Source organism: Pseudomonas sp. SMN5 (genome assembly GCF_052041925.1).
Classification (GTDB): Bacteria; Pseudomonadota; Gammaproteobacteria; order Pseudomonadales; family Pseudomonadaceae; genus Aquipseudomonas.
Window position 1 is genome coordinate 13922 of record NZ_JBKGGX010000021.1, and the last position, 24205, is coordinate 38126.

A 24205-nucleotide genomic window follows, 5' to 3' on the forward strand; every position below is an offset into this window, starting at 1 on the left:
GGTTGCGCGTCTTTAAGGCCGGAGAGCTTGTTGTGAAGGATGAGCTTTACTGTGGCGAGGGAGCTTGCTGTGGCGAGGGAGCTTGCTCCCGCTGGGCTGCGTAGCAGCCCCAAAAAAATGGGCCGCTTCGCGCCCCAGCGGGAGCAAGCTCCCTCGCCACAGGGATCGGCTTTGCTCCAATCGCTCGCTTTACGCCATTTTCATGCCCCATCGGTCACCCGCGTACAGCCAGACTGTCGCTGCTGCTGTTAGTCGAGGGTTACGACAGCTATAATCTGCCGCTTTCCTCACCGCCAAGACCACACAGACCATGACTGAGTCCGTTCTTGACTACATGACCCGCCTGGGTCGCGCCGCCCGCGAGGCGTCGCGCATCATCGGCCGTGCCAGCACCGCGCAGAAGAACCGCGCCCTGCAAGCCGCCGCCAATGCGCTGGACGCCGCTCGCGCCGAGTTGTCCGCCGCCAACGAACTGGACCTGGCCGCCGGCCGGGCCAATGGCCTGGAGCCGGCCATGCTCGAGCGTCTGGCGCTGACTCCGGCCCGCATCGACGGCATGATCGTCGGTCTGCGTCAGGTCGCGGCACTGCCGGACCCGGTCGGGGCGATCCGCGACATGAGCTACCGGCCGTCGGGCATCCAGGTCGGCAAGATGCGCGTGCCCCTGGGCGTGGTCGGGATCATCTACGAGTCGCGGCCGAACGTGACCATCGACGCGGCGAGCCTGTGCCTGAAGTCCGGTAACGCGACCATCCTGCGCGGCGGTTCCGAGGCGATTCATTCCAACCGCGCCATTGCCGCCTGCATCCAGCGCGGTCTGGCCGAGGCCGATCTGCCGGCCGCCGTGGTGCAAGTGGTGGAGACCACCGACCGCGCCGCCGTCGGTGCACTGATCAGCATGCCCGAGTTCGTCGACGTCATCGTGCCCCGCGGTGGCAAGGGCCTGATCGAGCGGATCAGCCGTGACGCCCGCGTGCCGGTGATCAAACACCTGGACGGCATCTGCCACGTCTACGTCAGTGCCCACGCCGACCTGCCGAAAGCCCAGCGCATCGCCTTCAACGCCAAGACCTATCGCTATGGCATCTGCGGCGCGATGGAGACCCTGCTGGTGGACCAGGCCGTTGCGCAGCAATTTTTGCCGTCGGTGGCCGCCCAGTTCCGCGAAAAAGGCGTCGAGCTGCGCGGTTGCCAGCGCACCCGGTCGATCATCGAGGCGAATGCGGCCACCGAAGAAGATTGGGACACCGAATACCTGGCGCCGATCCTGTCGATCCGCGTGGTCGATGGGCTGGATGAAGCCATCGAACACATCAACCGTCATGGTTCGCACCACACCGATTCGATTGTCAGCGAGCACCAGGGCGAAACCCGGCGCTTCGTTGCCGAAGTAGACTCGGCCTCGGTGATGATCAACACCCCGACCTGCTTCGCCGACGGTTTCGAATACGGATTAGGTGCCGAGATCGGCATTTCTACTGATAAGCTGCACGCTCGCGGCCCGGTGGGTCTCGAAGGCCTGACCTGCGAGAAATACATCGTGGTCGGCGACGGCCAGTTGCGCGGACAGGAGCCGGCCTGACTTGGGCGATCTCGACCCACTGGCCCCTGTGACTAAGACCGCTGTGACGGCGACCACCGCGCCAAAGCGCATCGGTATCCTGGGCGGCACGTTCGACCCGGTGCACATCGGCCATTTGCGCGGTGCGCTGGAAGTCGCCGACGCCCTGGGCCTCGATGAGCTGCGCCTGGTGCCCAGCGCCAGGCCGCCGCATCGCAATGCGCCGCAGGTGTCGGCGCGGCAGCGTCTGGCGATGGTCGAGCGGGCGGTGGCCGGTGTCGCGCCGCTGGTGGTGGATGCCCGCGAATTGCAGCGGGACAAACCGTCCTACTCCATCGATACCCTGGAGCTGATGCGTGCGGAGCTCGCCGCCGATGCCCAGGTTTTCCTGCTTCTGGGCTGGGACGCGTTTTGCGGCCTGCCCACTTGGCATCGCTGGGAAGAGTTGCTCCAGCATTGCCACATCCTGGTGCTGCAACGCCCGGATGCCGACAGCGAGCCGCCGGATGCCTTGCGCAACCTGCTGGCGGCCCGCTCGGTGAGCGACCCGCTGGCCCTCAAGGGGCCGAGCGGACAGATTGCATTCGTCTGGCAGACGCCGCTCGCGGTATCCGCCACCCAGATCCGTCAACTGCTGGCCAGCGGTAAGTCGGTACGTTTCCTGGTGCCCGACGCGGTCCTGGCCTACATCGATGCGCACGGACTGTACCGTGCGTCGAACTGAACAAGGCGTGCTTTGCCGACACGAATCAACGTGTAACCAAGCGCCCGAACACATGAGCAAAACGAGTTTTATATGACGAACAAAGACGCAGTAATCGAGAACCCGATGGTCAAAGTGATCGTCGATGCCCTGGAAGACGTGAAGGCCCAGGACATCCAGGTTCTGGATGTTCGCGAGAAGCAAAGCATCACCGACTACATGATCATCGCCACCGGTACCTCCAATCGCCAGATCAACGCGATGCTGGAAAAGGTCCGCGAAGAAGTGAAGAAGAAAGGCCTCAAGCCGCTGGGCGAAGAAGGCAAGGGCGACAGCGACTGGGTGCTGCTGGATCTGGACATCGCCATCGTGCACATGATGACCGCCTCGGCCCGCCAGTTCTATGACCTGGAGCGCCTGTGGGCCGGCGCCGAGCAGAGCCGTGCGGCCGATGCCCGTCACCACAGCCCGGAAAACACCCATGAGCACTTCACCAAGCTCAACAAAGACCAGCAATAAGGGACCGCTGTGCGACTGCGCCTGATCGCCGTCGGTTCTCGCATGCCCAAATGGGTGGAAGAAGGCTGGCATGAATATGCCAAGCGTCTTCCGTCCGAGCTGGCCCTGGAACTGGTGGAAATTCCGCTCAATACCCGTGGCAAGAACGCCGACGTGGCGCGCTTCATCCGCCAGGAAGGCGAAGCCATGCTGGCCAAGGTCGGGCCGAACGAGCGCATCGTCACCCTGGAAGTCCACGGCAAGCCCTGGAGCACCGAGCAGCTGGCGGTGGAACTGGATCGCTGGCGGCTGGATTCGCGCACGGTCAATTTCATGGTCGGTGGCCCGGAAGGGTTGGCGCCGGAAGTCTGTGCCCGGGCCGACCAACGCTGGTCGTTGTCGCCATTGACGCTGCCGCACCCGCTGGTGCGGATCCTGATCGGCGAACAGCTGTATCGTGCCTGGACAGTCCTGTCCGGGCACCCTTACCACAAGTAATCCTGCCCTCATGCCTCAGCCGATCCGCATCAAGGACCACGAAAAAGACGCCCGCCTGGTGCGTAGCCGCGTCGTGTTCGGCGCCATAACGGTGGTTACGCTGATCGGCGTGCTGATCGCACGGTTGTATTTCCTGCAGGTGATCCAGTACGAGTACCACTCGACCCTGTCGGAAAACAACCGGGTGCATGTGCAGCCGATTCCGCCGACCCGCGGGCTGATTTTCGACCGCAATGGCGTGGTGGTGGCCGACAACCGGCCCAGCTTCAGCCTGAGCATGACCCGCGAGCGCTCCGGGGACTGGCAGAAGGTGCTCGACGTGATTGTCGAAGTGCTGCAACTGACACCCGATGACCGTGCGATTTTCGAGAAGCGCATGCGCCAGGGACGACGGCCGTTCGAGCCGGTGCCGATCCTGTTCGAGCTGACCGAAGAGCAGATCGCCCTGATCGCCGTGAACCAGTTCCGCCTGCCCGGCGTCGAGGTGGTGGCGCAGCTGGTGCGGCATTATCCCCAGGGACCGCACTTTGCCCATTCGGTCGGCTACATGGGACGGATCAACGAGAAAGAGCTCAAGACCCTCGACCCGGTCAATTACAGCGGCACCCACCACATCGGCAAGACCGGCATCGAGCGTTTCTACGAACCCGAGCTGCACGGTCAGGTGGGTTACGAAGAAGTCGAGACCAACGCCCGTGGCCGGGTGTTGCGGGTACTCAAGCGCACTGATCCGATCCCTGGCAAGGACATCGTCCTGAGCCTGGACATCAAACTGCAAGAGGCTGCCGAAGCTGCCTTGGGCGGGCGTCGTGGCGCGGTGGTGGCGCTGGACCCGGCCACCGGCGAGGTGCTGGCGATGGTCAGTCAGCCGAGCTTCGACCCGAACCTGTTCGTCACCGGCATCAGCTTCAAGGCCTACGCCGAGCTGCGCGATTCCATCGACCGGCCGTTGTTCAACCGGGTGCTGCGCGGCCTTTATCCACCGGGCTCGACCATCAAGCCGGCGGTGGCAATCGCCGGGTTGGACGCTGGCGTGGTGACCGCGTCGAGCCGGGTCTACGACCCTGGCTATTACATGCTGCCCAACTATGACCACAAGTACCGCAACTGGAACCGTACCGGCGACGGCTATGTGGACCTGGAAACGGCGATCATGCGTTCCAACGACACCTACTTCTATGACCTGGCCCACAAGCTGGGGATCGACCGGTTGTCGTCCTACATGAACAAGTTCGGCATCGGTCAGAAAGTCTCCCTGGACATGTTCGAAGAGTCCCCCGGCCTGATGCCGTCCCGGGAATGGAAACGGGCGACCCGACGCCAGGCGTGGTTCCCCGGCGAAACGCTGATCCTGGGGATCGGCCAGGGCTACATGCAGGCAACGCCGCTGCAACTGGCCCAGGCCACCGCCCTGGTGGCGAGCAAGGGCAAGTGGTATCGCCCGCACCTGGCCAAGACCATCGAAGGCCAGAAGCCGGTGGACCCGAACCCGATGCCGGACATCATCCTGCACAACCCGTCGGACTGGCAGAAGGTCAACAACGGCATGCAGCAGGTGATGCACGGTGCACGGGGTACGGCGCGCAAGGCCGCCATCGGTTCGCCTTACCGCATCGCCGGCAAGAGCGGTACCGCCCAGGTCGTCGCCATCAAGCAGGGCGAGAAGTACGACCGCTCCAAGGTCCAGGAACGCCACCGCGACCACGCTTTGTTCGTAGGATTTGCCCCGGCCGACAACCCGAAGATCGTTGTCGCGGTGATGGTCGAGAACGGCGAATCGGGGTCCGGTGTCGCCGCGCCGGTGGTCCGCCAGGTCATGGACGCCTGGTTGCTGGATGAGCACGGCCAGCTCAAGCCTGAGTACGCAAGCCCTACCACCGCGGAGGCCACGGCCCGTGAAGAATAATTTCGACCGCATCCTCTCCAGCGAAGATGTGATGCGTCGTCGGGCGACCCTGTTGCAGCGCATGCACATCGACGGCCCGCTGCTGATCCTGCTGTTGATTCTGGCCGCCGGCAGCCTGTTCGTGTTGTATTCGGCCAGCGGCAAGAGCTGGGACCTGCTGGCCAAGCAGGCCAGTTCGTTCGGCATCGGCCTGGTGTCGATGATCGTCATCGCCCAGCTCGAACCGCGGTTCATGGCGCGCTGGGTGCCGCTGGCCTATGTGATCGGCGTGGGCCTGTTGGTGGTGGTGGACGTCATGGGCCATAACGCCATGGGTGCCACGCGCTGGATCAATATTCCCGGGGTGATTCGCTTCCAGCCTTCGGAATTCCTGAAGATCATCATGCCGGCGACCATCGCCTGGTACCTGTCCAAGCGTACCTTGCCGCCGCAGCTCAAGCACGTGTGCATCAGCCTGTTGCTGATCGGCATTCCGTTCATCCTGATCGTCCGTCAGCCAGACCTCGGCACTTCGCTGCTGATCCTGGCCGGTGGCGCCTTCGTGCTGTTCATGGGCGGGCTGCGCTGGCGCTGGATCCTCAGCGTGATCGCCGCCGCCGTGCCGGTATCGGTGGCGATGTGGTACTTCGTGATGCACGACTACCAGAAGCAGCGCGTCCTGACGTTCCTCGACCCGGAAAGCGATCCGCTGGGCACCGGCTGGAACATCATCCAGTCCAAGGCCGCCATCGGTTCCGGCGGGGTGTTCGGCAAGGGCTGGCTGATGGGCACCCAGTCGCACCTGGACTTTTTGCCGGAAAGCCACACCGACTTCATCATCGCGGTGATGGGCGAGGAGTTCGGCCTGGTGGGCATTTGCGTGTTGCTGCTGATCTACCTGCTGTTGATTGGCCGGGGCCTGGTGATTACTGCGCAGGCCCAGACGCTGTTCGGTAAATTGCTCGCCGGCAGCCTGACCATGACGTTTTTTGTTTATGTTTTCGTCAACATCGGTATGGTCAGTGGCCTGTTGCCGGTGGTGGGCGTGCCGTTGCCCTTCATCAGCTATGGAGGAACTTCGCTGGTGACACTACTGTCAGCGTTTGGGGTTTTGATGTCGATCCATACCCATCGCAAGTGGATCGCGCAGGTTTGAATAAGGTGAAGAGTTCAATGCAAGCAATGCGTGGCTGGTCGACGCGACATGCGCCGTGGATCGGCCTGGTGGGGTTGTTGGGCGGTGCATCGCACGCCTGGGCCGGCGAATACGAGGGCTCGCCGCAGGTGGCCGAGTTCGTCGGTGAGATGACCCGCGACTACGGTTTTGCCGGTGAACAGCTGATGGGGGTGTTCCGCGAGGCCGAGCGCAAGCAGTCGATCCTGGACGCAATCTCCCGGCCCGCCGAGCGCGTCAAGCAGTGGAACGAATACCGGCCGATGTTCATTACCGAGGCGCGTATCGCCCGGGGCGTGGATTTCTGGCGACAGCACGAAGCGGCCCTGACCCGCGCCGAGCAGGAATATGGCGTGCCGGCCCAGGTCATCGTGTCGATCATCGGCGTTGAGACCTTCTTTGGTCGCAACACTGGCAATTTCCGGGTGATCGATGCGCTGTCGACGCTGGGGTTCGATTATCCGCCGCGCGCCGAGTTCTTTCGCAAGGAACTGCGTGAGTTCCTGCTATTGGCCCGGGAAGAGCAGGTCGACCCGCTGACCCTCAAGGGCTCCTACGCCGGCGCCATGGGCCTGCCGCAGTTCATGCCCAGCAGCTTCCGCGCCTACGCGGTGGATTTCGACGGCGACGGCCACATCAATATCTGGAACAACCCGACCGACGCCATCGGCAGTGTCGCCAGCTATTTCAAACGTCACGGCTGGGAGGCCGGCCAGCCGGTGGTCAGCCGTGCCGACGTGCGTGGCGACCAGGTGGACGAGGGCCTGACCGAGGGCATCGAGCCGACGAAAACCGTCGGGGAGTTGCGGGCGTTGGGCTGGTCGAGTCATGATGCGCTGCGTGACGACATGCCGGTCACCGCGATGCGCCTGGAAGGCGAGCAGGGCCCCGAATACTGGATGGGCCTGAAGAATTTCTACGCGATTACGCGTTATAACCGCAGCGTGATGTACGCCATGGCCGTATATCAACTGTCTGAAGAGCTGGTCAAAGCACGGGGCGTCAAATAATGCGGGCATTGCCTACCTATCAACCCCTGAAAGCCAGGCCCCTCAAGCTCGTGGCATTGGCCGCGCTGTCGCTGCTGGTCGTCAGTTGTTCGACCAACCGCGCTCCGGCCCAGAAGAACACCAGCGCCGTGCGCGCCATGCCGGGCCTGGACATCAACCGGGCCCACAAGGACGGCGCGCCGTGGTGGGACGTGGACGTCTCGCGCATTCCTGACGCGACGCCGACCCTGCACACCGGGCCCTACAAGGCCAACCCGTACACGGTGCTGGGCAAGACTTATTTCCCGATGGCCGACTCCAAGCGTTACGTCGCTTCGGGCACCGCGTCCTGGTACGGCACCAAGTTCCACGGCCAGAACACCGCCAATGGCGAGGTCTACGATCTGTACGGCATGAGCGCGGCCCACAAGACGCTGCCGTTGCCCAGCTACGTGCGGGTGACCAACCTGGACAACAACAAGAGCGTGATCCTGCGGGTCAATGACCGGGGGCCGTTCTATTCCGACCGCATCATCGACCTGTCGTATGCGGCGGCGAAAAAACTCGGTTACGCTGAAATCGGCACCGCGCGGGTCAAGGTCGAAGGCATCGACCCGCAGGAATGGTGGGCCCAGCGTGGCCGTCCGGCGCCTTTGATGCTCAACGAGCCAAAAGTGGCGCAAAATGCCGCGCCAACCGTGACGGCGTCTGCCGGGACGGTCGAACAATGGACTCCGCCGCCGCAGCAACATGCCGCCGCCGTGCTGCCGGTGCAGATCGATGCAAAAAAAAACGCTTCTGCACCAGCGTCTGGCCAGTATCTGCAAGTGGGCGCGTTCGCCAACCCGGACGCTGCCGAGCTGCTACGGTCCAAGCTGAGCTCGATGGTGAGCGCCCCGGTGTTCATCAGCTCGATCGTGCGCAACCAACAGACCCTGCACCGGGTACGCCTGGGGCCGATCGGTTCTCCGGGTGAGGTCCAGCAGGTGCAGAACAGCGTACGCCTGGCCAATCTCGGTTCGCCGAGCCTGGTCACCGCCGAGTGATTTGATTGAAGGCCCGCTTGTGGTTCGAGCGGGCCAGGTTGTTGGCTCCACGCATAACAAAAAGCCCGGCAAGGGATGTGAGTGAGCAACTACAATACGCGGCAGCCAAGAGGTCACTGCCGATCAGTCAAGTCCTGCACAACCCCTGTGGCGAGGGAGCTTGCTCCCGCTGGGCTGCGGAGCGGCCCTTCCTTTTCAGGGAGCGCTTCGCACTCCAGCGGGAGCAAGCTCCCTCGCCACGGAATACGGAGCAGGCCTTGTTTTTGATTGATCGGCATAGCCAGGAAGGCTGCCTGTCAAGTATTGCCCTTGGGCAGTTTCCATTAGCGATTTCGAGAGACGGATGAACATCACCACCTTTGCCAAACGCCTTTGCCTGCTAGTCCCGCTGCTGCTGTCACCTGCCGCGTTCGCGGTCGAAATGATGCCGGCACCCCCTCAACTGGCCGCCAAGTCCTTTGTGCTCATGGATGCCAGCAGCGGCGAAGTGCTGGTGGAGAACAACGGTGACCAGCGCCTGCCACCGGCCAGCCTGACCAAACTGATGACCGCCTACATCGCGACCCTGGAGATCCGTCGCGGCCAGATCGGTGAAAACGATCCGGTGACCGTCAGCGAAAACGCCTGGCGCACCGGCGGTTCGCGGATGTTCATCAAGGTCGGTTCGCAAGTGACCGTCAGCGACCTGCTGCATGGCATCATCATCCAGTCCGGCAACGACGCCAGCGTCGCGTTGGCCGAGCACATCGCCGGCAGCGAAGACGCGTTCGCCGACATGATGAACAAGACCGTGGCCGACCTGGGCATGACCAACAGCCACTTCATGAACCCCACCGGCCTGCCGAACCCCGAGCACTACTCGTCGGCGCACGACATGGCGCTGCTGGCCCGGGCGATCATCCATGAAGACCCGGCGCACTATGCCATCTACTCCCAGAAGGAATTTTTCTGGAACGGCATCAAGCAACCCAACCGCAACCTGCTGCTGTGGCGCGACAAGACCGTCGACGGCCTGAAGACCGGTCATACCGAAGAGGCTGGTTATTGCATGGTGTCCTCGGCCGTGCGTGACGGCATGCGCCTGATTGCCGTGGTCTTCGGCACCAACAGCGAAGTGGCCCGTGCCGCCGAGACTCAGAAGCTGTTGACCTACGGCTTCCGCTTCTTCGAAACCCAGACGTTCTACCAGAAGGGCACCGAACTGGCCCAGGCCCAGGTCTGGAAGGGCACCAGCAGCCAGGTCAAGGCCGGCCTGGCCCAGGACCTGACCATGACCTTGCCCAAAGGCCAGCTCAAGAAGCTCGCTGCCAGCATGACCATGAACCCGCAACTGACCGCTCCTATCGCCAAGGGCGACGTGATCGGTAAAGTCGAAGTCAAACTGGACGACAAAGTGGTGCACAGCGCCGACCTGATCGCGCTGGACGCGGTCGAGGAAGGTGGTATCTTCCGCCGCATGTGGGATAGCATCCGTCTATTCTTCTACGGCTTGTTCAACTGATTCGAGTGTTGACCTGCATGGCCCCGTTCCGGTCTGGCGCGGGGCCATGTTCGTTACCACGGCTTACGAGGCCGTTACGCCATGACAGACTCTGAAGTAAAGGCACCCAAGATCGAGTTTCCCTGCGCGGATTACCCGATCAAGGTGATTGGCGACACCGGCGTGGGCTTCAAGGACAAGATCATCGCGATCCTTGAAAAACACGCCACCGTTGATCTCAAGTCCCTGGCCGAGCGCCAGAGCACCAACGGCAAGTACACGACGATCCAGCTCCACATCATCGCCACCGGCCAGGAACAGCTCTACGACATCAACAGCGAGCTGCGCGCCACCGGTTTCGTGCACATGGTGTTGTGATGCCGGGTACGCTGGGCTTTCGCGAGCTGGGGCGGATGGCTTACGAGCCGGTCTGGCATGCCATGCAGCGTTTCACCAACGAGCGTGGCACCGGCGTCCAGGATGAAGTCTGGCTGGTGGAGCATCCTTCGGTGTTCACCCAGGGGCAGGCCGGCAAGGCCGAGCACCTGTTGATGCCGGGCGATATCCCGGTCGTGAAGGTCGACCGGGGCGGCCAGGTGACCTACCATGGCCCTGGCCAACTGGTGGCTTATTTGCTGCTGGACGTGCGCAAGCTGGGGTTTGGCGTGCGCGAACTGGTCACCCGGATGGAGACCTGCCTGATCGAGCTGCTGGCCAGTTATGGCGTGGCAGCGGCGGCCAAGCCGGATGCGCCGGGGGTCTACGTCAACGGCGCGAAGATCGCTTCCCTGGGCCTGCGGATCCGCCATGGCTGTTCGTTTCACGGCCTGGCGCTGAACGTGGACATGGATCTTGCGCCTTTCCGACGGATTAATCCCTGTGGCTACGCGGGGCTGGCAATGACCCAGCTGCGCGATCACACAGGACCGATTGAATTTGCCGAGGTAAGTGCCCGGCTGCGCGCGCAGCTCGTCAAACACCTCGACTATGCTGAGCAGACGACCCTCACGGGCGGAATCGACTGATATGACTACTGACGCAGTGCAAACCGTAATCCCGACGCAGGACGTTACCGAACGTCCGGCCCCACGTGCCAAGGTCGAGGCCGGCGTCAAGCTGCGCGGCGCCGAGAAGGTTGCACGCATCCCGGTCAAGATCATCCCGACCACCGAACTGCCAAAGAAACCCGACTGGATTCGCGTGCGGATCCCGGTTTCGCCGGAAGTCGACCGCATCAAGGCCCTGCTGCGCAAACACAAGCTGCACAGCGTCTGCGAAGAAGCTTCGTGCCCGAACCTGGGCGAGTGCTTCTCCGGCGGCACCGCCACGTTCATGATCATGGGTGACATCTGCACCCGTCGCTGCCCGTTCTGTGATGTCGGTCATGGCCGGCCAAAGCCTCTGGACGCGAGCGAGCCGGAAAACCTGGCCGTCGCCATCGCCGACCTGAAGCTGCGCTACGTGGTGATCACCTCGGTTGACCGTGACGACCTGCGTGACGGCGGCGCCCAGCACTTTGCCGACTGCATCCGCGAAATCCGCAAGCTGTCGCCGAACGTGCAGCTCGAAACCCTGGTGCCGGACTACCGTGGCCGCATGGACATCGCGCTGGAAATCACCGCCGCCGAGCCGCCGGATGTGTTCAACCACAACCTGGAAACCGTGCCACGCCTGTATAAGGCTGCGCGTCCGGGGTCGGATTACCAGTGGTCGCTGACCCTGTTGCAGCGCTTCAAGCAGATGATGCCGCACGTTCCGACCAAGTCCGGGTTGATGCTGGGGCTGGGGGAAACCGATGAGGAAGTCATCGAGGTCATGAAGCGTATGCGTGAACATGACATTGATATGCTGACTCTGGGGCAGTATCTGCAGCCTTCGCGTAGTCACCTGCCGGTGCAGCGGTTTGTGCATCCGGATACCTTTGCGTGGTTTGCGGAGGAGGGGTACAAGATGGGGTTCAAGAATGTGGCTTCGGGGCCGTTGGTGCGGTCTTCGTATCATGCGGATGAGCAGGCGAAGTTGGTTAAGGCTGAGTTGTTGGGGGGCTGATTTGCCGGCTTTTTAGGGGGGCAGATCCGTTGCTGCGGTAATGGCGGCTGGCGGTTTCGCCCTTACGGCGACTTACTTTTTTTCAAACGCCAAAAAAAGTAAGCAAAAAAGGCTTCGCCCCACCACCAGGCACCTCGCCAAGGCTCGGTGTTCCCTCACTCCGGCATTGCTCCGCGGGCCCGCCGCGAAGGGCCATCCATGGCCCGGCGCGGCTACCTCGGCATCCATGCCGAGGTGCCCACTGCGCAATGCCTGCGTTCGGCCTTCGTGGTTAACGGGGCGCTCAAGATCAAAAGCAGAAGCAAAGCAAAGCAAAGCAAAAGCGAGGCGGGCTTTGGGTTGATCTGTTTCTTATGGCTGTACCTGATCCAATTGTGGGAGCGAGCCTGCTCGCGAAGAGGCCGTCTCATTCGACATTGATGCAAGCTGACCCACCGCCATCGCGAGCAAGCTCGCTCCCACAGGGGATTGGTGGTGGATACAGGATTTGTGGGCAGTTGAGCAGTCATGTGGGAGCGACTGCTGCTAAGTAAATGCACCTGCACCTGCACCTGCACCTGCACCTGCTTTTGCTCTGCTCTATTTTTGATCTTGATCTTGATCTTGATCTTGATCTTGATCTTGATCTTGATCTTGATCTTGATCTTGATCTTGATCTTGATCTTGATCTTGATCTTGATCTTGATCTTGATCTTGATCTTGATCTTGAAGCCCCATCAACCACGCTGGCCGAACGCAGGCATTGCGCAGTGGGCATCCCGGCATGGATGCCGGGATAGCCGCGCTGGGCCATGGATGGCCCTTCGCGGCGGGCCCACGGAGCAATGCCGGAGTGAGGGAACACCTCGCCTTGGCGAGGTGCCGAGTGGTGGGGCACAGCGTTTTTGGTTACTTTTGGGGCGTTTGCCAAAAGTAACCCGCTGTAAGAGCGGAACCGCCAGTCGCCGTTGCCGCAGAAATGGATATACACACGTATGCACGTCCACAGACCGGAAGTCCCATGGAATCCACCCAAACCCTAACCCCACATCACCCCGTCCCAGCCCTCCCCCCCAAAGGCCTGATCGCCCTGATCGCCCCCGCTGGCCCCGCCCCCTTGGACACGGAAAAAGCCATCCAATGGACGCGCACAAGGGGGCACGAACTGCGAATATTCCCGGGCGTCTACGAAAAGCAAAACTACCTGGCCGGCAGTGACGAGGTACGGCTCAACGACCTGCATGCGGCCTTCGCCGATCCTGAGGTCAACGCCATCATTTGCTTGCGCGGTGGCTACGGCACGCCACGTCTGCTGGATCGCATCGACTTCAAGCTCTTGCGGCACAACCCCAAGCCGTTCGTCGGCTACAGCGACATCACTGCGTTGCACCTGGCTATCAGCCGTTACGCGGGGTTCGTCACCTTCCACGGGCCGCTGCTCAATGCCGATCTGTTGGGCGACAAGGAGCCTGTGACCGTCACTTCGTTTTTCAGCCTGCTGCGTGGGCAGTTGAAAGCGGGCAGTGTGCTGAGTCATCCCGAGGCTTATCCATTGACCACCGTCGAGCCCGGCATCGCCCATGGGCGTTTGCTGGGGGGCAACTTGTCGATTATTGCCGCGACCATGGGCACGCCGTATCAGATCGATGCCGAGGGTGTGATTCTGTTCATCGAGGACGTCAACGAGCCGCTGTATCGCATCGACCGGTTGCTGACCCAGTTGCGCCTGGCTGGCACGTTGGCCAAGTTACGCGGCGTGCTGGTGGGGGACATAGCGGGAGTGGAGGTCGAGGCGTTGAACCGCTTGCTCAAGCAAACCTTCGAGCCACTGAAGATTCCGGTGCTCTCCGGTTGGCGCAGTGGGCATTGCGATCCGAACCTGACGTTGCCGATGGGGGCGTTGGTGAGGCTGGATGCGGGGGAGAAGAGCTTGATGTTGGAGCAGGATGTGGTGGTCACACGTTGATCGCGTGTTGCCTGCCAATCAGTCATCGCGAGCAGGCTCGCTCCCACAGTTGAACGCGTTCTTTCAAGGAAACACGGTCACCCTGCGGGAGCGAGCCTGCTCGCGATAGCGTTTTCAGCCATAAGACAAGTTAGCGGCTACGCAACGCCTCCAGCAACTTATGCGTCGGATACCCATCCGCCGGCCAGCCGAACGACTGCTGGGCGCTGCGGATCGCCTTGCGGGTGTTGGCGCCGATGATACCGTCGGGGTTGCCCGCGTCGTAGTTGTGCTTGCTCAACAGCGTCTGCAGTTCGATGCGTTCGGTGCGGCTCAGGGGCAGGTCGTCCTTGGGCCATTGGCCATAGACCAGGCCACCGCCGCTGAAGCGCTCCGACAACAGCCCCACCGCCAACGCATAGGACGACGAGTTGTTGTACTTGAGGATGGCGCGGAAGTTGTCGAACACCAGGAACGCCGGGCCGCTATGGCCCGCAGGCAGCAGCAGGGATGCCGACAGCTTCCATTCGCCTGGCGCGATGGGCCCGCCGGCGTAAGTGGAAACGCCCAGGTCCACCCACTCGGCAACGGTCTTGCGAATCGTGCCGTCGGCCAGGGCGTAGTCGAAGTCTTTTTCGAGTTCGACCTCAAACCCCCAAGGCTGCCCACGCTGCCAGCCTGAGCTTTGCAGGTAGTGGGCGGTGGAGGCCAGGGCGTCGGTGGAGCTGCCCCAGATGTCGCGGCGGCCATCACCATCGAAATCCACCGCGTGGGTGTTGTAGGTGGTGGGAATGAACTGGGTCTGGCCCATGGCGCCGGCCCAGGAACCGAGCATTTTCTCCGGCGCGATATCACCCTGTTGAAGGATTTGCAGCGCAGCGATCAGCTGCGCATGGGCGAAGGCCGGGCGGCGCCCTTCATAGGCCAGGGTCGCCAGGGAGTTGATCACCGACTTGCTGCCCTGGATCTGACCGAAGTTGCTTTCCAGGCCCCACACCGCCACCAGCGCCTGGCGGTCGACGCCATAGCGCTGCTCGATGTTTTGCAGGACCTGGGCGTTCTGCTGAAGCAGGCTCTTGCCCTTGCTGACCCGCAGCGGCGCGAGGGCGCCATCGAGGTATTCCCACACCGGGCGAGTGAATTCCGGCTGGCTGCGATCGGCCTTGATGACGCTCATGTCCGGGCTGACCCCGGCAAATGCTCGGTCAAACAGCTCGGCGCGGATCCCGGCGGCCAGTGCCTCCTTGCGGAACCCGGCCTGCCATTCGGCAAAGGTCTGGGTCGGGGCGAGGTCCAGGTCGTCGCCGGTCGGTACAACGGGCGGCACCATCGCAGGGGCGGTCACGGCAGGGACAGTCTGGAGCGGTTGGGCGTCGGCGGCGGTAGGTTTTTCAGCGCAGGCGACAAGCAGGGCAATGCTGGTGGCTGCAATCAGTTGGCGCACGGGCCAACGGCGGGGAAGACGGAAGGGCATGCACGGGTCCAGAAATTCAGATCAGGTGCTGACCTTAACATGCGAAAGGGGGATAGGGCTTGTCCGGGTGTTTCAAGCCGCCACAAAGCAAGAAGCCTCCCAGTTGTCAGACTGGAAGGCTTCGCGGCGGTAGCTGCCTTTGCCCTTGGCGGGTCGTTCCTGGCGGCTGCGGAACAGGGGCTGGGCGATGATGGATTTGGCCTTGTTGGGGCCATGCCTGGATGGCTTTTTGCTCATGGTGGGATCTCTCACAGGGTGGGTTTTGCGGGGCGCATCATGGGCCAGAGTTGGGGGACTGTCCAGTCCCGGCAGGCCGGAGCAAATGTGTGCAAAGTTTGCGTCAGGCGCGCTTGTGTGGCGAGGCAGCTTGCTCCCGCTTGAGTGCGAAGCGCTCATCGCTTTTTTGGGACCGCTTCGCGATCCAGCGGGAGCAAGCTCCCTCGCCACAAAAGTATCTGGCAGAGCGGTGGGTCATTCAGCCGGCAGCGGCAGCCGCTGCCCGGCCATCAACAGCGTCAGGCGGCTGAGGCTCATCCATGGCGAGCCGGTCGCCTGGCCCTTGATCTGCGCATCGATGCGCTGGGCTTCGAGCAGCAATTGCGCCCAGCGTGACGCCGAGTAGCGTTGCAGGGCCTTGCTCATCAGCGGTTTGCGTTTGTCCCACACCGGTGGACGGGCCTGGCTGAAGGCTTTGTCCAGCGGCACGCCCTGGCTGTATTGCAGCGACAGGTTGGCCAGCAAGCGCAATTCCCGGGCCATGGCCCAGAGGATCACCGGCGGCTCGACGCCTTCGCCGCGCAGGCCTTCGAGCATGCGCAGGGCGTGGGCGGCTTCCCCGTTGAGGATCGCGTCGGTCAAGCCGAAGACATCGAAGCGGGCACTGTCGGCCACGGCCGCCTGCACCGTTTCCACGGTGATCTGCCCGCCCTCGGCCATCAGCTTGAGCTTTTCGATTTCCTGGGCGGCGGCCAGCAGGTTGCCCTCGACCCGGGCGGCGATCAGTTCCACCGCGTCCTGGCTGGCCGAAAGGCCCGCCTGGGACAGACGCTGGCGGATCCAGCTCGGCAGTTGGCTGGCGTCCACCGGCCAGATCTGCACGAACTGGGTCTGCTGGCCTTCGACCAGAGCCTTGCCCCATTTGGTTTTCTGCGCACTGCCATCGAGTTTCGGCAGGCTGATGAGCAGCACCGTGTCCTCGGCCGGCCTTGAGCAATATTCGATCAACGCGGCGGCGCCTTTGTCACCGGGTTTGCCGGACGGCAGGCGCAGTTCCAACAGACGCTTTTCGGCGAACAGGGACATGCTTGCCCCGGCCAGCAGCAGGGTGCCCCAGTCGAAGTTGGCGTCGGCGGCGAATACCTGGCGTTCGTCGAAACCTTGCTGGCGCGCAGCAGCGCGGATGGCGTCGGCGGCCTCCTGGCACAGCAGCGGATCATCTCCGCTGATGACGTAGACCGGCGCAAGGGCACCTTGCAGGTGTTTACCGAGTTGGGCGGGAGCCAGCTTCATAAAGCGCGATTCATAAGAAAGGACGAGCGGGGCGCCGAGGCGCCCCGCAAGGCTTATTGAGGAGCCGGGATTTGCATCGGCGACTGTTGCGGGGTTTCCGCCTCAGCCTTGCGCGCCGCTTCCAGCGCGTCGGCCTCGGCCTTGGCGCGGGCGTCGGCGGTCTGCTGCAACTGTTCGAGCTGGGTCGGGGTCAGTTGTTGCAGGCGCAGCATCATGCGCTGGACCAGGTCGCGACGCATTTCACCGCGCACTTCGATGGATTCCTGGTCGGAACCGGTGATGTTGTTGCCGTCGTGCAGGTAGACCTTCTGCACCTGGAGCTTGTCATTAAGCAGCGTCAGGTTGTTCTGGCCGCGGATCTCGTAGCTCAGGTCGTTGGTCAGCTGGTACTCGGCCGAACGACCGGCACCGGCATAGCTCAGGCTGCGCTGGCTTTGCTGCTCGTTGGTCAGCACCAGTTTGTATGGCGCGCCGTTGTAGACCCGCACGCCGCTGTTTTCCAGCGTCTGACGAAGCATCTTCACGGTTTCGCCGTAGGCGTCCCGTGCGCTGAGGTCCAGCTCCTTGATCGCCAGCTCGGTGTTGCCGGTGCCGCGCAGTTGGAAGCCGCAGGCGCTCAACAGGACCGCCAGGCCCACTACCAGCAGATTACGTTTAATCATCTTGTTGCTCCCCTTGAAACCCTATGGGCCGACTGTGCGACCCCGCAGGTATATTCGGCGCCCGACCTGTGGCCGGGCGCCCGGTCCAATTAGCTTGCGACGATGTTGACCAGCTTGCCGGGCACCACGATCACTTTGCGGATCGTCAGGCCATCGACGAAGCGCAATACGTTTTCATTGGCGCGCGCGGCGGCTTCGATTTCTTCGCGGGTGGCAGCGGCGGGCATTTCGATCTGGCCGCGCAGCTTGCCGTTGACCTGGATCACCAGGGTCAGGCTGTCCTGCACCAGCGCGCTTTCGTCCACCACCGGCCAACCGGCGTCGATCACCGGGTCAGCGTGGCCCAGGCGATTCCACAGCTCGTGGCTGATGTGCGGCGTGATCGGCGCCAGCAGCAGCGTGACGGCTTCCAGGCCTTCGTGCAGCAAGGCGCGATCCTGTTCGGTGCCCTGGGCGGCTTTTTCCAGCACGTTCATCAGCGTCATCACCTGGGCGATGGCGGTGTTGAATTTGTGGTTCTGGCCGACGTCATGGCTGGCCTGCTTGATCGCCAGGTGGATCGAGCGGCGAACGGCTTTCTGCTCGTCATTCAAGGCGCTGACATCCAGCTTGCCCGGCAGGCCCTGGGTGACGTGGGTTTGGGCCAGGCGCCAGACGCGCTTGAGGAAGCGGTGCGAGCCTTCGACGCCGGAGTCGGACCATTCGGCGCTCATGTCCGGTGGCGAGGCGAACATCATGAACAGGCGGCAGGTGTCCGCGCCGAACTGGTCGATCATCGACTGTGGGTCGACGCCGTTGTTCTTCGACTTGGCCATCTTCTCGGTACCGCCGATTTCCACCGGCAGGCCGTCGGCGATCAGCTTGGCGCTGATGACCTTGGCCTTGCTGTCGCGTTCGAGTTCGACGTCGGCCGGGTTGTACCAGGTGTAGGCCCCGTTGGCCTCGCGGCGATAGTAAGTCTCGGCGACCACCATGCCCTGGGTCAGCAGGTTCTTGAACGGCTCGTTGGAGCTCACCAGGCCTTCGTCACGCATCAGCTTGTGGAAGAAGCGCGCGTACAGCAGGTGGAGAATGGCGTGTTCGATGCCGCCGATGTACTGGTCCACCGGCAGCCAGTGGTCGGCCGCGGATTTTTCCACCAGGCCGCCTTCGAAGTGCGGCGAGGCATAGCGGGCGTAGTACCACGAGGACTCGACGAAGGTGTCCATGGTGTCGGTTTCACGCTTGGCCGGCGCGCCGCATTTCGGGCAGCTGCACTCGTAGAACTCGGGCATGCGTGCCAGGGGTGAACCGGCACCGTCAGGCACCACGTCTTCCGGCAGGACTACCGGCAGTTGGTCTTCCGGGACCGGCACGTCGCCGCAGCTGGCGCAATGCACAATCGGGATCGGGCAGCCCCAGTAGCGCTGGCGGCTGATGCCCCAGTCGCGCAGGCGGAACTGGGTGCGCGAGGCACCGAGGTTTTTCTTGATCAATGCCACTTCGATGGCATCGAAGGCACCGGCGAAGTCCAGGCCGTCGAATTCACCGGAGTTGATCAGCTCGCCGTGTTCGCCGTAGGCGTCCTGCCAGGGCGCCGGGGTCTGGTCACCAGCGCTGGTGCGTACCACGGGCTTGACCGGCAGGCTGTACTTCTGGGCGAATTCGAAATCGCGCTCGTCGTGAGCCGGTACCGCCATCACGGCGCCGTCGCCGTAGTGCATCAGTACGTAGTTGGCCACCCACACCGGCAATTTCTCGCCGGTGAGCGGGTGCTCGACGAACAGCGAGGTCGCCAGGCCTTTCTTTTCCTGGGTGGCGACGTCGGCTTCGGCGACGCTGCCGCCCTTGCATTCAGCGATGAACGCTTGCAACTCGGGGTTGTTCCGGGCCGCCAGGGTCGCCAGCGGGTGCTCGGCAGCCACCGCGACATAAGTGGCGCCCATCAGGGTGTCCGGACGGGTGGTGAAGACCTTCAGGGTGCCGGCTTCGCCAATCGAGGCGACGTCGTACGGGAACTGGACTTCCATGCCTCGGGATTTGCCGATCCAGTTGCGCTGCATGGTCTTGACCTGCTCGGGCCAGCCGGTCAACTCGTCGAGACTCTCCAGCAGTTCATCCGCGTAGGCGGTGATCTTGAAGTAGTACATCGGGATCTCGCGCTTTTCGATCAGCGCGCCGGAGCGCCAGCCGCGACCGTCGATCACCTGCTCATTGGCCAGTACGGTCTGGTCCACCGGGTCCCAGTTCACGGTGCCGTTCTTTCGGTAGATCACGCCTTTTTCGAACAGGCGGGTGAACAGCCATTGCTCCCAGCGGTAGTAATCGGGCTTGCAGGTGGTCACTTCGCGGGACCAGTCCACCGCCAGGCCCAGGCTGCGCAGCTGGGACTTCATGTAGGCGATGTTTTCGTAGGTCCACTTGGCGGGCGCCACGTTGTTTTTCATCGCGGCGTTTTCCGCCGGCATGCCGAAGGCGTCCCAGCCCATGGGTTGCAGGACGTTCTTGCCTTGCATGCGCTGGTAGCGGGAAATCACGTCGCCGATGGTGTAGTTGCGCACGTGCCCCATGTGTAGCTTGCCGCTGGGGTAAGGGAACATCGACAGGCAGTAGTAGGTTTCCTTGCCTGGCTGTTCGCTGACTTCAAAGGACTTTTGCTCGTCCCAGAACGACTGGGCGGCGGCTTCGATTTCACGGGGCTGATAGTGTTCGTGCATGGCTACTTTTGGACTGAATGGGGTGGCCCAATCCTCTTCATGGCCATGCTGGACGTGGACGACGCCGAATGCGGCGTTTTCGATGCCCAGCCAGGCTGGAAGTGGAGTTACAGGAAGCGCCGTAGCATACATGACCGCACTCGGCCGAGGGAAACCCTGATTGCGTCCGGGCAGGGGCGACAGCCGGTGCCGACAGGCGTTCAGGGCCGTTGGTCGCGGCGACCTGCCGGTTCGCCCAGCGAAGCTAAGCTTCTCAATGGGGAGTGAGTCTTATCTTCAATGAGGTGAGGGATGGTTGAATCACAGCTAAAAGTAACAACGACACCTGAGTTGTACGAAAAACTGATCGATCGTCTCGGGGTGGCCCTGGACGCTGCAAGAACCGCCGGTCGCTTGCGTAATGAACGTCCGGCAGAGCTGGAACTGCGAGGCTTGAGCCCCGCGGAGTTCGAACTGGTCAAGGCTTATCTTGAGCAGGCCGGACATCAGGCCCCCACCACCGGGGCCCAGGCAGAAAAGCGTCTCGATGCGCCCCGTTCGGCCAAGATTGTATGGCTCAAGGACCGGACGCCTGACAAGGATGCTGTAAAGGTCCGGTCGCTGCAGTTCAAGTAAGCCGGATTCCCGCATGTCACTTTTTTCGGTTCAAGGCTGTTTCGAATCTGTTGTCGCTTTGCGTCAACCCACTTAGGCTTCGGGCATCTCTGGAGATGCCCGATGCCGTTTCGCTATTTCATCAAACAACTTCTATTGCCGCCCGGCATTCTGTTGCTGCTGCTGGCGCTTGCCTGGTGGTGGCGCAACTCCAGGCCGCGCCTGGCGCGTTGGTGTTTCTGTATCGGCCTGGGCGGTTTCTGGCTGATGAGCCTGCCAGTGGTGGTGCAGTGGGGCGCCAAAGCCCTGGAGCGCGAGCCGCCATTGCCACGCAGCGACTGGGCAACCCTGGCCCAGCGTGCCGATGCCATCGTGGTGCTGGGCTCCGGTCGCGAGCGCGGCGACCCGGCCTGGGGCGCCGACCAGCCGACCGGCGTCGGGCTTGAGCGCCAGCGCTATGCGGCGCGACTGGCCAAGGCCTCGGGGTTGCCGGTGCTGACCTCCGGTGGCCTGCATTACGACACGCCTCCCAGCGAGGCGCAGCTGATGGCCGATTCGATGCAGGATGATTTCGGCGTGAGCGTGCGCTGGCAGGAAGGACGCAGCCGCACCACCTGGGAAAACGCCCGGATGAGCGCCGAGATCCTGCTGCCGGCGGGTGCTCGCCGGGTCGTGCTGGTGACCCAGGCCTGGCACATGCCACGGGCTCTGTTGAGCTTCCAGCGTGCGGGGTTTGAAGTGGTGCCGGCGCCGGTGGGCTTTCTCGGGCCGGACAACGCCCGGCCACTGGGTGGCTGGATGCCGGAGTTCAAATCGATCTGGCAGTCCGGACAGTTGATGAATGAGGCGGTGGGGTTGGTGGGGTATTGGGTGTTCTATCGCTGAGGGCACGGCACCGGGTAAGGCGAATGCCGTTGTGGCGAGGGAGCTTGCTCCCGCTGGGGCGCGCAGCGGCCCTGTTTTTTGGGGCTGCTGCGCAGCCCAGCGGGAGCAAGCTCCCTCGCCACAAAGTGTTCACACAAACTTGGAGGGCAGTATCAGAGCGTCTTGGCCATCCGACCCGCCATCAATGCCCATCCCAGCAACAATACGCACAGGATGACCAGCGGCCACGAACGCCATTGCAGGTAAGGCGTCAGCTCGTGCATCGGCACCACTTCGCCGTAGAGGATACCGCGTTCGAATTGCGGGATCCGGGCGGTGATCTGGCCGAAGGGGTTGATCAGGCCGGTCACGCCGTTGTTGGTGGCGCGGATCATCCAGCGGCCTGCCTCCAGCGCGCGCATCCGGGCCATCTGCAGGTGTTGCAACGGGCCGATGGAGGTGCCGAACCAAGTGTCGTTGCTGATGGTCAGCAACAGGTCGCTGCGGGCCGAGAGGCCGGCGGCGAACTCCGGGTACACCACTTCGTAGCAGATGAACGGTGCGATCTGGTAGCCCTTGGCTTGCAGCAAGGGTTGGTCCGCCGGGCCGCGGGCGAAGTCCGACATGGGCAGGTCGAAGAAGGCGATCAGCCCGCGCAACAGGTCCTGCAGCGGCACGTACTCGCCGAATGGCACGAGTTTCTGCTTCAGGTAGGTGCCGTCACCTTCACCGGTCACGGTGATGCCATTGAAGTAACGTTTCTCGCGGTGCACCAACTGACGAATCGGTACGCCGGTGATCAGCGCCGAATGCCGCTCGGCCGCGAAGCTGCCCATCATGTCCAGGTAGCCCTGGGCCGATTCCTTGAGCACCGGCACCGCGGTTTCCGGCCAGACCAGCAGGTCGACGCGCTTGGAGGCGAAGCTCATGTCGCGGTACAGCGCCAACTGGGCGTTGAGCTGCTCGGGGTCCCACTTCATGCTTTGTTCGATGTTGCCCTGGATCGCCGCGACGCTCAGTGGATCGCCTGACGGGCTGGTCCAGGCATGGCCCTTGAGCGCCATGCCCGCCAACCAGGGGCCGGCCAGCAGCACCACGCCCGCGGCGATAAAGCCTTTGCGCCCGTGGCGGATCAAGCGGGGCGCGTTGCACAGCAGCGCGGCGGTCAGGGCCAAGGTAAAGGAAATCAGCCACATCCCGCCCAGCGGCGCGAGGCCGGCCAATGGACCGTCGAGCTGGCTGTAGCCGGAATAGAGCCAGGGAAAACCGGTGAGGAACCAGCCGCGGAATGCTTCCTGGCCCAACCACAGCGCGGCGAACGCCAGGGCGTCGGCCAGCGGTGCTTCGTTGCGTCGCAGCCAGCGCGCCCACAACCAGGCGGGCAGGGCGAAGAACCAGGCGATGGCGGCAATGAACAGCAGCATCAGCAACCCGGCGAGCAGCACCGAGGCTCCGCCGAAATTGTGGATGCTGACGTAGATCCAACTGGTGCCGGCGCCGAACAGGCCAAAGCCGAAGCACCAGCCACGGCCCAGGGCCTGGCGTGGCGAAAGCTCGCGCAACCCGGCGTAGAACAACCCGACCGCCAGCAGTGCCAGCGGCCAAATGTCGAACGGCGCCAGGGCCAGGGTGGTGATCGCGCCAGCCGCCACGGCCAGCAGGTTACCGGGCCAGCCGGGGCGGGTTATCCAGCGCATTTTCGTCCTTAGCGGGTCTCGCAGGGGTTATCGGGCAATAGGGGACAGGCGCAGCAGGTGGATCCGACGGCTGTCGGCGTTCAGGATGCGAAAGCGCCAGGAGCCGATTTCCGTGGTTTCGTTGCGTTTGGGCAGGTGGCCGAACGCACTCATCACCAGGCCGCCGACGGTGTCGAACTCATCGTCGGAGAATTGGCTGTCGAAGAATTCGTTGAAATTTTCGATCGGCGTCAGCGCCTTGATCAGGAAATCGCCGCTGGGCAGTGGCTTGATGTAGCTGTCTTCCTCGACGTCGTGCTCGTCTTCGATGTCGCCGACGATCTGCTCCAGTACGTCTTCGATGGTGACCAGCCCGGCCACGCCGCCGTACTCGTCAATGACGATCGCCATGTGGTTGTGGTTGGCGCGGAATTCGCGCAGCAACACGTTCAGGCGCTTGGACTCGGGCACGAAGGTGGCCGGACGCAGCAGGTCCTTGATGTTGAAGCTGGCGCCGTTCTCCTGAAGGATCAGTGGCAGCAGGTCCTTGGCCAGTAGAACACCCATGACGTCATCATGGCTTTCACCGACCACGGGGTAGCGCGAGTGGGCGGCATCGACCACTGCGGGCAGGAATTCGCGTGGGGTCTGGGTCGCCTTGATGCTGACCATCTGCGAGCGCGGGACCATGATGTCGCGTACTTGCAGGTCAGCCACCTGGATGGCGCCTTCGACGATGGCCAGCGCTTCGCTGTCCAGCAGTTTGTTCTGGTGTGCATCGCGCAGCAGCTCCAGCAGCTCCTGGCGATTTTTCGGCTCATGGGCAAAAGCCTGGGTGAGCTTGCCCAGCCATGACTTCTGCCCGTTGCTCGATCGATCTTCGCTCATAGCGATTACTCTGAATCCTTTGTCGTTACAGGTTG

General features: G+C 62.9%; 23 protein-coding genes. 16 read left to right on the plus strand and 7 right to left on the minus strand.

Going from position 1 to position 24205, the window contains the following annotated elements; translation table 11 throughout:
- The first annotated feature begins 310 nt into the window (after window positions 1–310).
- The 14 genes from ACLEJR_RS19945 (at window position 311) to ACLEJR_RS20010 (ending at window position 13828) form a co-directional block, all read left to right on the plus strand.
- Entirely contained in the window at window positions 311–1582 is a 1272-nt protein-coding gene (locus tag ACLEJR_RS19945; protein WP_440815972.1) for a glutamate-5-semialdehyde dehydrogenase, read from the plus strand.
- A gap of 28 nt (window positions 1583–1610) precedes the next feature.
- Window positions 1611–2285, plus strand: coding sequence for a nicotinate-nucleotide adenylyltransferase (nadD, locus tag ACLEJR_RS19950; RefSeq protein ID WP_440799649.1), 675 nt, complete (start codon window positions 1611–1613; stop codon window positions 2283–2285).
- 72 nt (window positions 2286–2357) lie between these two features.
- Window positions 2358–2783 (plus strand): ribosome silencing factor, encoded by a 426-nt coding sequence (gene rsfS, locus ACLEJR_RS19955; protein ID WP_053151789.1) that lies wholly within the window; start codon window positions 2358–2360, stop codon window positions 2781–2783.
- A gap of 9 nt (window positions 2784–2792) precedes the next feature.
- Window positions 2793–3260: a 23S rRNA (pseudouridine(1915)-N(3))-methyltransferase RlmH gene (gene rlmH, locus ACLEJR_RS19960; protein ID WP_003185785.1), complete on the plus strand. Its 468-nt coding sequence runs from the start codon at window positions 2793–2795 to the stop codon at window positions 3258–3260.
- Window positions 3261–3270: 10 nt separating this feature from the next.
- Complete coding sequence (gene mrdA, locus ACLEJR_RS19965; RefSeq protein WP_440815975.1) at window positions 3271–5166, plus strand: penicillin-binding protein 2; 1896 nt, start codon at window positions 3271–3273, stop codon at window positions 5164–5166.
- A gap of 31 nt (window positions 5167–5197) precedes the next feature.
- The gene (gene rodA / locus ACLEJR_RS19970) at window positions 5198–6301 is read left to right on the plus strand and encodes a rod shape-determining protein RodA (protein WP_440799688.1); all 1104 of its coding nucleotides are present in this window, start codon (window positions 5198–5200) and stop codon (window positions 6299–6301) included.
- A gap of 17 nt (window positions 6302–6318) precedes the next feature.
- Window positions 6319–7329, plus strand: coding sequence for a lytic murein transglycosylase B (gene mltB / locus ACLEJR_RS19975; RefSeq protein WP_440799643.1), 1011 nt, complete (start codon window positions 6319–6321; stop codon window positions 7327–7329).
- Window positions 7329–8354 (plus strand): septal ring lytic transglycosylase RlpA family protein, encoded by a 1026-nt coding sequence (locus ACLEJR_RS19980; protein WP_440799640.1) that lies wholly within the window; start codon window positions 7329–7331, stop codon window positions 8352–8354. Before mltB ends, ACLEJR_RS19980 begins: the two co-directional genes overlap by 1 nt.
- Window positions 8355–8697: 343 nt before the next feature.
- Window positions 8698–9855 carry a D-alanyl-D-alanine carboxypeptidase family protein gene (locus ACLEJR_RS19985; RefSeq protein ID WP_440799637.1) on the plus strand — a complete coding sequence of 386 codons (1158 nt, stop codon included), beginning with the start codon at window positions 8698–8700 and terminating at the stop codon, window positions 9853–9855.
- Between the two features lie 81 nt (window positions 9856–9936).
- On the plus strand, window positions 9937–10212 hold the full coding sequence (locus tag ACLEJR_RS19990; protein ID WP_107432461.1) for a DUF493 domain-containing protein: 276 nt from the start codon (window positions 9937–9939) through the stop codon (window positions 10210–10212).
- Window positions 10212–10859: a lipoyl(octanoyl) transferase LipB gene (lipB, locus tag ACLEJR_RS19995; RefSeq protein WP_440815977.1), complete on the plus strand. Its 648-nt coding sequence runs from the start codon at window positions 10212–10214 to the stop codon at window positions 10857–10859. The genes ACLEJR_RS19990 and lipB overlap by 1 nt, the downstream gene beginning before the upstream one ends.
- A gap of 1 nt (window position 10860) precedes the next feature.
- On the plus strand, window positions 10861–11883 hold the full coding sequence (gene lipA / locus ACLEJR_RS20000; RefSeq protein ID WP_440799630.1) for a lipoyl synthase: 1023 nt from the start codon (window positions 10861–10863) through the stop codon (window positions 11881–11883).
- 533 nt (window positions 11884–12416) lie between these two features.
- A complete protein-coding gene (locus ACLEJR_RS20005; protein WP_440816044.1) occupies window positions 12417–12662 on the plus strand; it encodes a hypothetical protein in 246 nt (81 codons plus the stop codon).
- Window positions 12663–12883: 221 nt separating this feature from the next.
- Window positions 12884–13828 (plus strand): S66 peptidase family protein, encoded by a 945-nt coding sequence (locus ACLEJR_RS20010; RefSeq protein ID WP_440815979.1) that lies wholly within the window; start codon window positions 12884–12886, stop codon window positions 13826–13828.
- Window positions 13829–13958: 130 nt separating this feature from the next.
- Here ACLEJR_RS20010 and ACLEJR_RS20015 read toward each other — a convergent pair whose 3' ends face one another.
- From ACLEJR_RS20015 to leuS, 5 genes are all read right to left on the minus strand, one after another.
- A complete protein-coding gene (locus tag ACLEJR_RS20015; protein WP_440815981.1) occupies window positions 13959–15281 on the minus strand; it encodes a lytic murein transglycosylase in 1323 nt (440 codons plus the stop codon).
- A 72-nt stretch (window positions 15282–15353) separates the two neighbouring features.
- Window positions 15354–15518, minus strand: a complete 165-nt coding sequence (gene arfA / locus ACLEJR_RS20020) for an alternative ribosome rescue factor ArfA (protein ID WP_072345410.1) — start codon at window positions 15516–15518, stop codon at window positions 15354–15356.
- A 234-nt stretch (window positions 15519–15752) separates the two neighbouring features.
- Window positions 15753–16790, minus strand: a complete 1038-nt coding sequence (gene holA, locus ACLEJR_RS20025; RefSeq protein ID WP_440798716.1) for a DNA polymerase III subunit delta — start codon at window positions 16788–16790, stop codon at window positions 15753–15755.
- A gap of 53 nt (window positions 16791–16843) precedes the next feature.
- Complete coding sequence (locus tag ACLEJR_RS20030) at window positions 16844–17452, minus strand: LPS-assembly lipoprotein LptE (protein ID WP_440798714.1); 609 nt, start codon at window positions 17450–17452, stop codon at window positions 16844–16846.
- A gap of 89 nt (window positions 17453–17541) precedes the next feature.
- Window positions 17542–20148 (minus strand): leucine--tRNA ligase, encoded by a 2607-nt coding sequence (gene leuS, locus ACLEJR_RS20035; RefSeq protein ID WP_440798712.1) that lies wholly within the window; start codon window positions 20146–20148, stop codon window positions 17542–17544.
- 291 nt (window positions 20149–20439) lie between these two features.
- Between leuS and ACLEJR_RS20040 the strand changes: the two genes are divergently transcribed.
- Both ACLEJR_RS20040 and ACLEJR_RS20045 read left to right on the plus strand, forming a co-directional pair.
- Complete coding sequence (locus ACLEJR_RS20040) at window positions 20440–20763, plus strand: hypothetical protein (protein WP_440798710.1); 324 nt, start codon at window positions 20440–20442, stop codon at window positions 20761–20763.
- A 102-nt stretch (window positions 20764–20865) separates the two neighbouring features.
- Complete coding sequence (locus ACLEJR_RS20045; RefSeq protein WP_440798708.1) at window positions 20866–21627, plus strand: YdcF family protein; 762 nt, start codon at window positions 20866–20868, stop codon at window positions 21625–21627.
- Between the two features lie 152 nt (window positions 21628–21779).
- Here ACLEJR_RS20045 and lnt read toward each other — a convergent pair whose 3' ends face one another.
- Window positions 21780–23303 (minus strand): apolipoprotein N-acyltransferase, encoded by a 1524-nt coding sequence (gene lnt / locus ACLEJR_RS20050; RefSeq protein ID WP_440815983.1) that lies wholly within the window; start codon window positions 23301–23303, stop codon window positions 21780–21782.
- 27 nt (window positions 23304–23330) lie between these two features.
- A complete protein-coding gene (locus ACLEJR_RS20055) occupies window positions 23331–24170 on the minus strand; it encodes an HlyC/CorC family transporter (protein ID WP_440798704.1) in 840 nt (279 codons plus the stop codon).
- Between the last annotated feature and the right edge of the window lie 35 nt (window positions 24171–24205).

Bases quoted from the DNA above. Each gene is read 5' to 3' on its own strand.
- ACLEJR_RS19990 (WP_107432461.1), top strand. From the start codon at position 9,937: ATGACAGACTCTGAAGTAAAGGCACCCAAGATCGAGTTTCCCTGCGCG.
- ACLEJR_RS20040 (WP_440798710.1), top strand. From the start codon at position 20,440: ATGGTTGAATCACAGCTAAAAGTAACAACGACACCTGAGTTGTACGAA.
- ACLEJR_RS20045 (WP_440798708.1), top strand. From the start codon at position 20,866: ATGCCGTTTCGCTATTTCATCAAACAACTTCTATTGCCGCCCGGCATT.
- ACLEJR_RS20030 (WP_440798714.1), bottom strand. From the start codon at position 17,452: ATGATTAAACGTAATCTGCTGGTAGTGGGCCTGGCGGTCCTGTTGAGC.
- lnt (WP_440815983.1), bottom strand. From the start codon at position 23,303: ATGCGCTGGATAACCCGCCCCGGCTGGCCCGGTAACCTGCTGGCCGTG.
- mltB (WP_440799643.1), top strand. From the start codon at position 6,319: ATGCAAGCAATGCGTGGCTGGTCGACGCGACATGCGCCGTGGATCGGC.
- mrdA (WP_440815975.1), top strand. From the start codon at position 3,271: ATGCCTCAGCCGATCCGCATCAAGGACCACGAAAAAGACGCCCGCCTG.
- holA (WP_440798716.1), bottom strand. From the start codon at position 16,790: ATGAAGCTGGCTCCCGCCCAACTCGGTAAACACCTGCAAGGTGCCCTT.
- ACLEJR_RS20055 (WP_440798704.1), bottom strand. From the start codon at position 24,170: ATGAGCGAAGATCGATCGAGCAACGGGCAGAAGTCATGGCTGGGCAAG.
- ACLEJR_RS20015 (WP_440815981.1), bottom strand. From the start codon at position 15,281: ATGCCCTTCCGTCTTCCCCGCCGTTGGCCCGTGCGCCAACTGATTGCA.
- arfA (WP_072345410.1), bottom strand. From the start codon at position 15,518: ATGAGCAAAAAGCCATCCAGGCATGGCCCCAACAAGGCCAAATCCATC.
- lipA (WP_440799630.1), top strand. From the start codon at position 10,861: ATGACTACTGACGCAGTGCAAACCGTAATCCCGACGCAGGACGTTACC.
- ACLEJR_RS19985 (WP_440799637.1), top strand. From the start codon at position 8,698: ATGAACATCACCACCTTTGCCAAACGCCTTTGCCTGCTAGTCCCGCTG.
- leuS (WP_440798712.1), bottom strand. From the start codon at position 20,148: ATGCACGAACACTATCAGCCCCGTGAAATCGAAGCCGCCGCCCAGTCG.
- lipB (WP_440815977.1), top strand. From the start codon at position 10,212: ATGCCGGGTACGCTGGGCTTTCGCGAGCTGGGGCGGATGGCTTACGAG.
- ACLEJR_RS19980 (WP_440799640.1), top strand. From the start codon at position 7,329: ATGCGGGCATTGCCTACCTATCAACCCCTGAAAGCCAGGCCCCTCAAG.
- ACLEJR_RS20005 (WP_440816044.1), top strand. From the start codon at position 12,417: ATGCACCTGCACCTGCACCTGCACCTGCACCTGCTTTTGCTCTGCTCT.
- rodA (WP_440799688.1), top strand. From the start codon at position 5,198: ATGCGTCGTCGGGCGACCCTGTTGCAGCGCATGCACATCGACGGCCCG.
- rsfS (WP_053151789.1), top strand. From the start codon at position 2,358: ATGACGAACAAAGACGCAGTAATCGAGAACCCGATGGTCAAAGTGATC.
- ACLEJR_RS19945 (WP_440815972.1), top strand. From the start codon at position 311: ATGACTGAGTCCGTTCTTGACTACATGACCCGCCTGGGTCGCGCCGCC.
- ACLEJR_RS20010 (WP_440815979.1), top strand. From the start codon at position 12,884: ATGGAATCCACCCAAACCCTAACCCCACATCACCCCGTCCCAGCCCTC.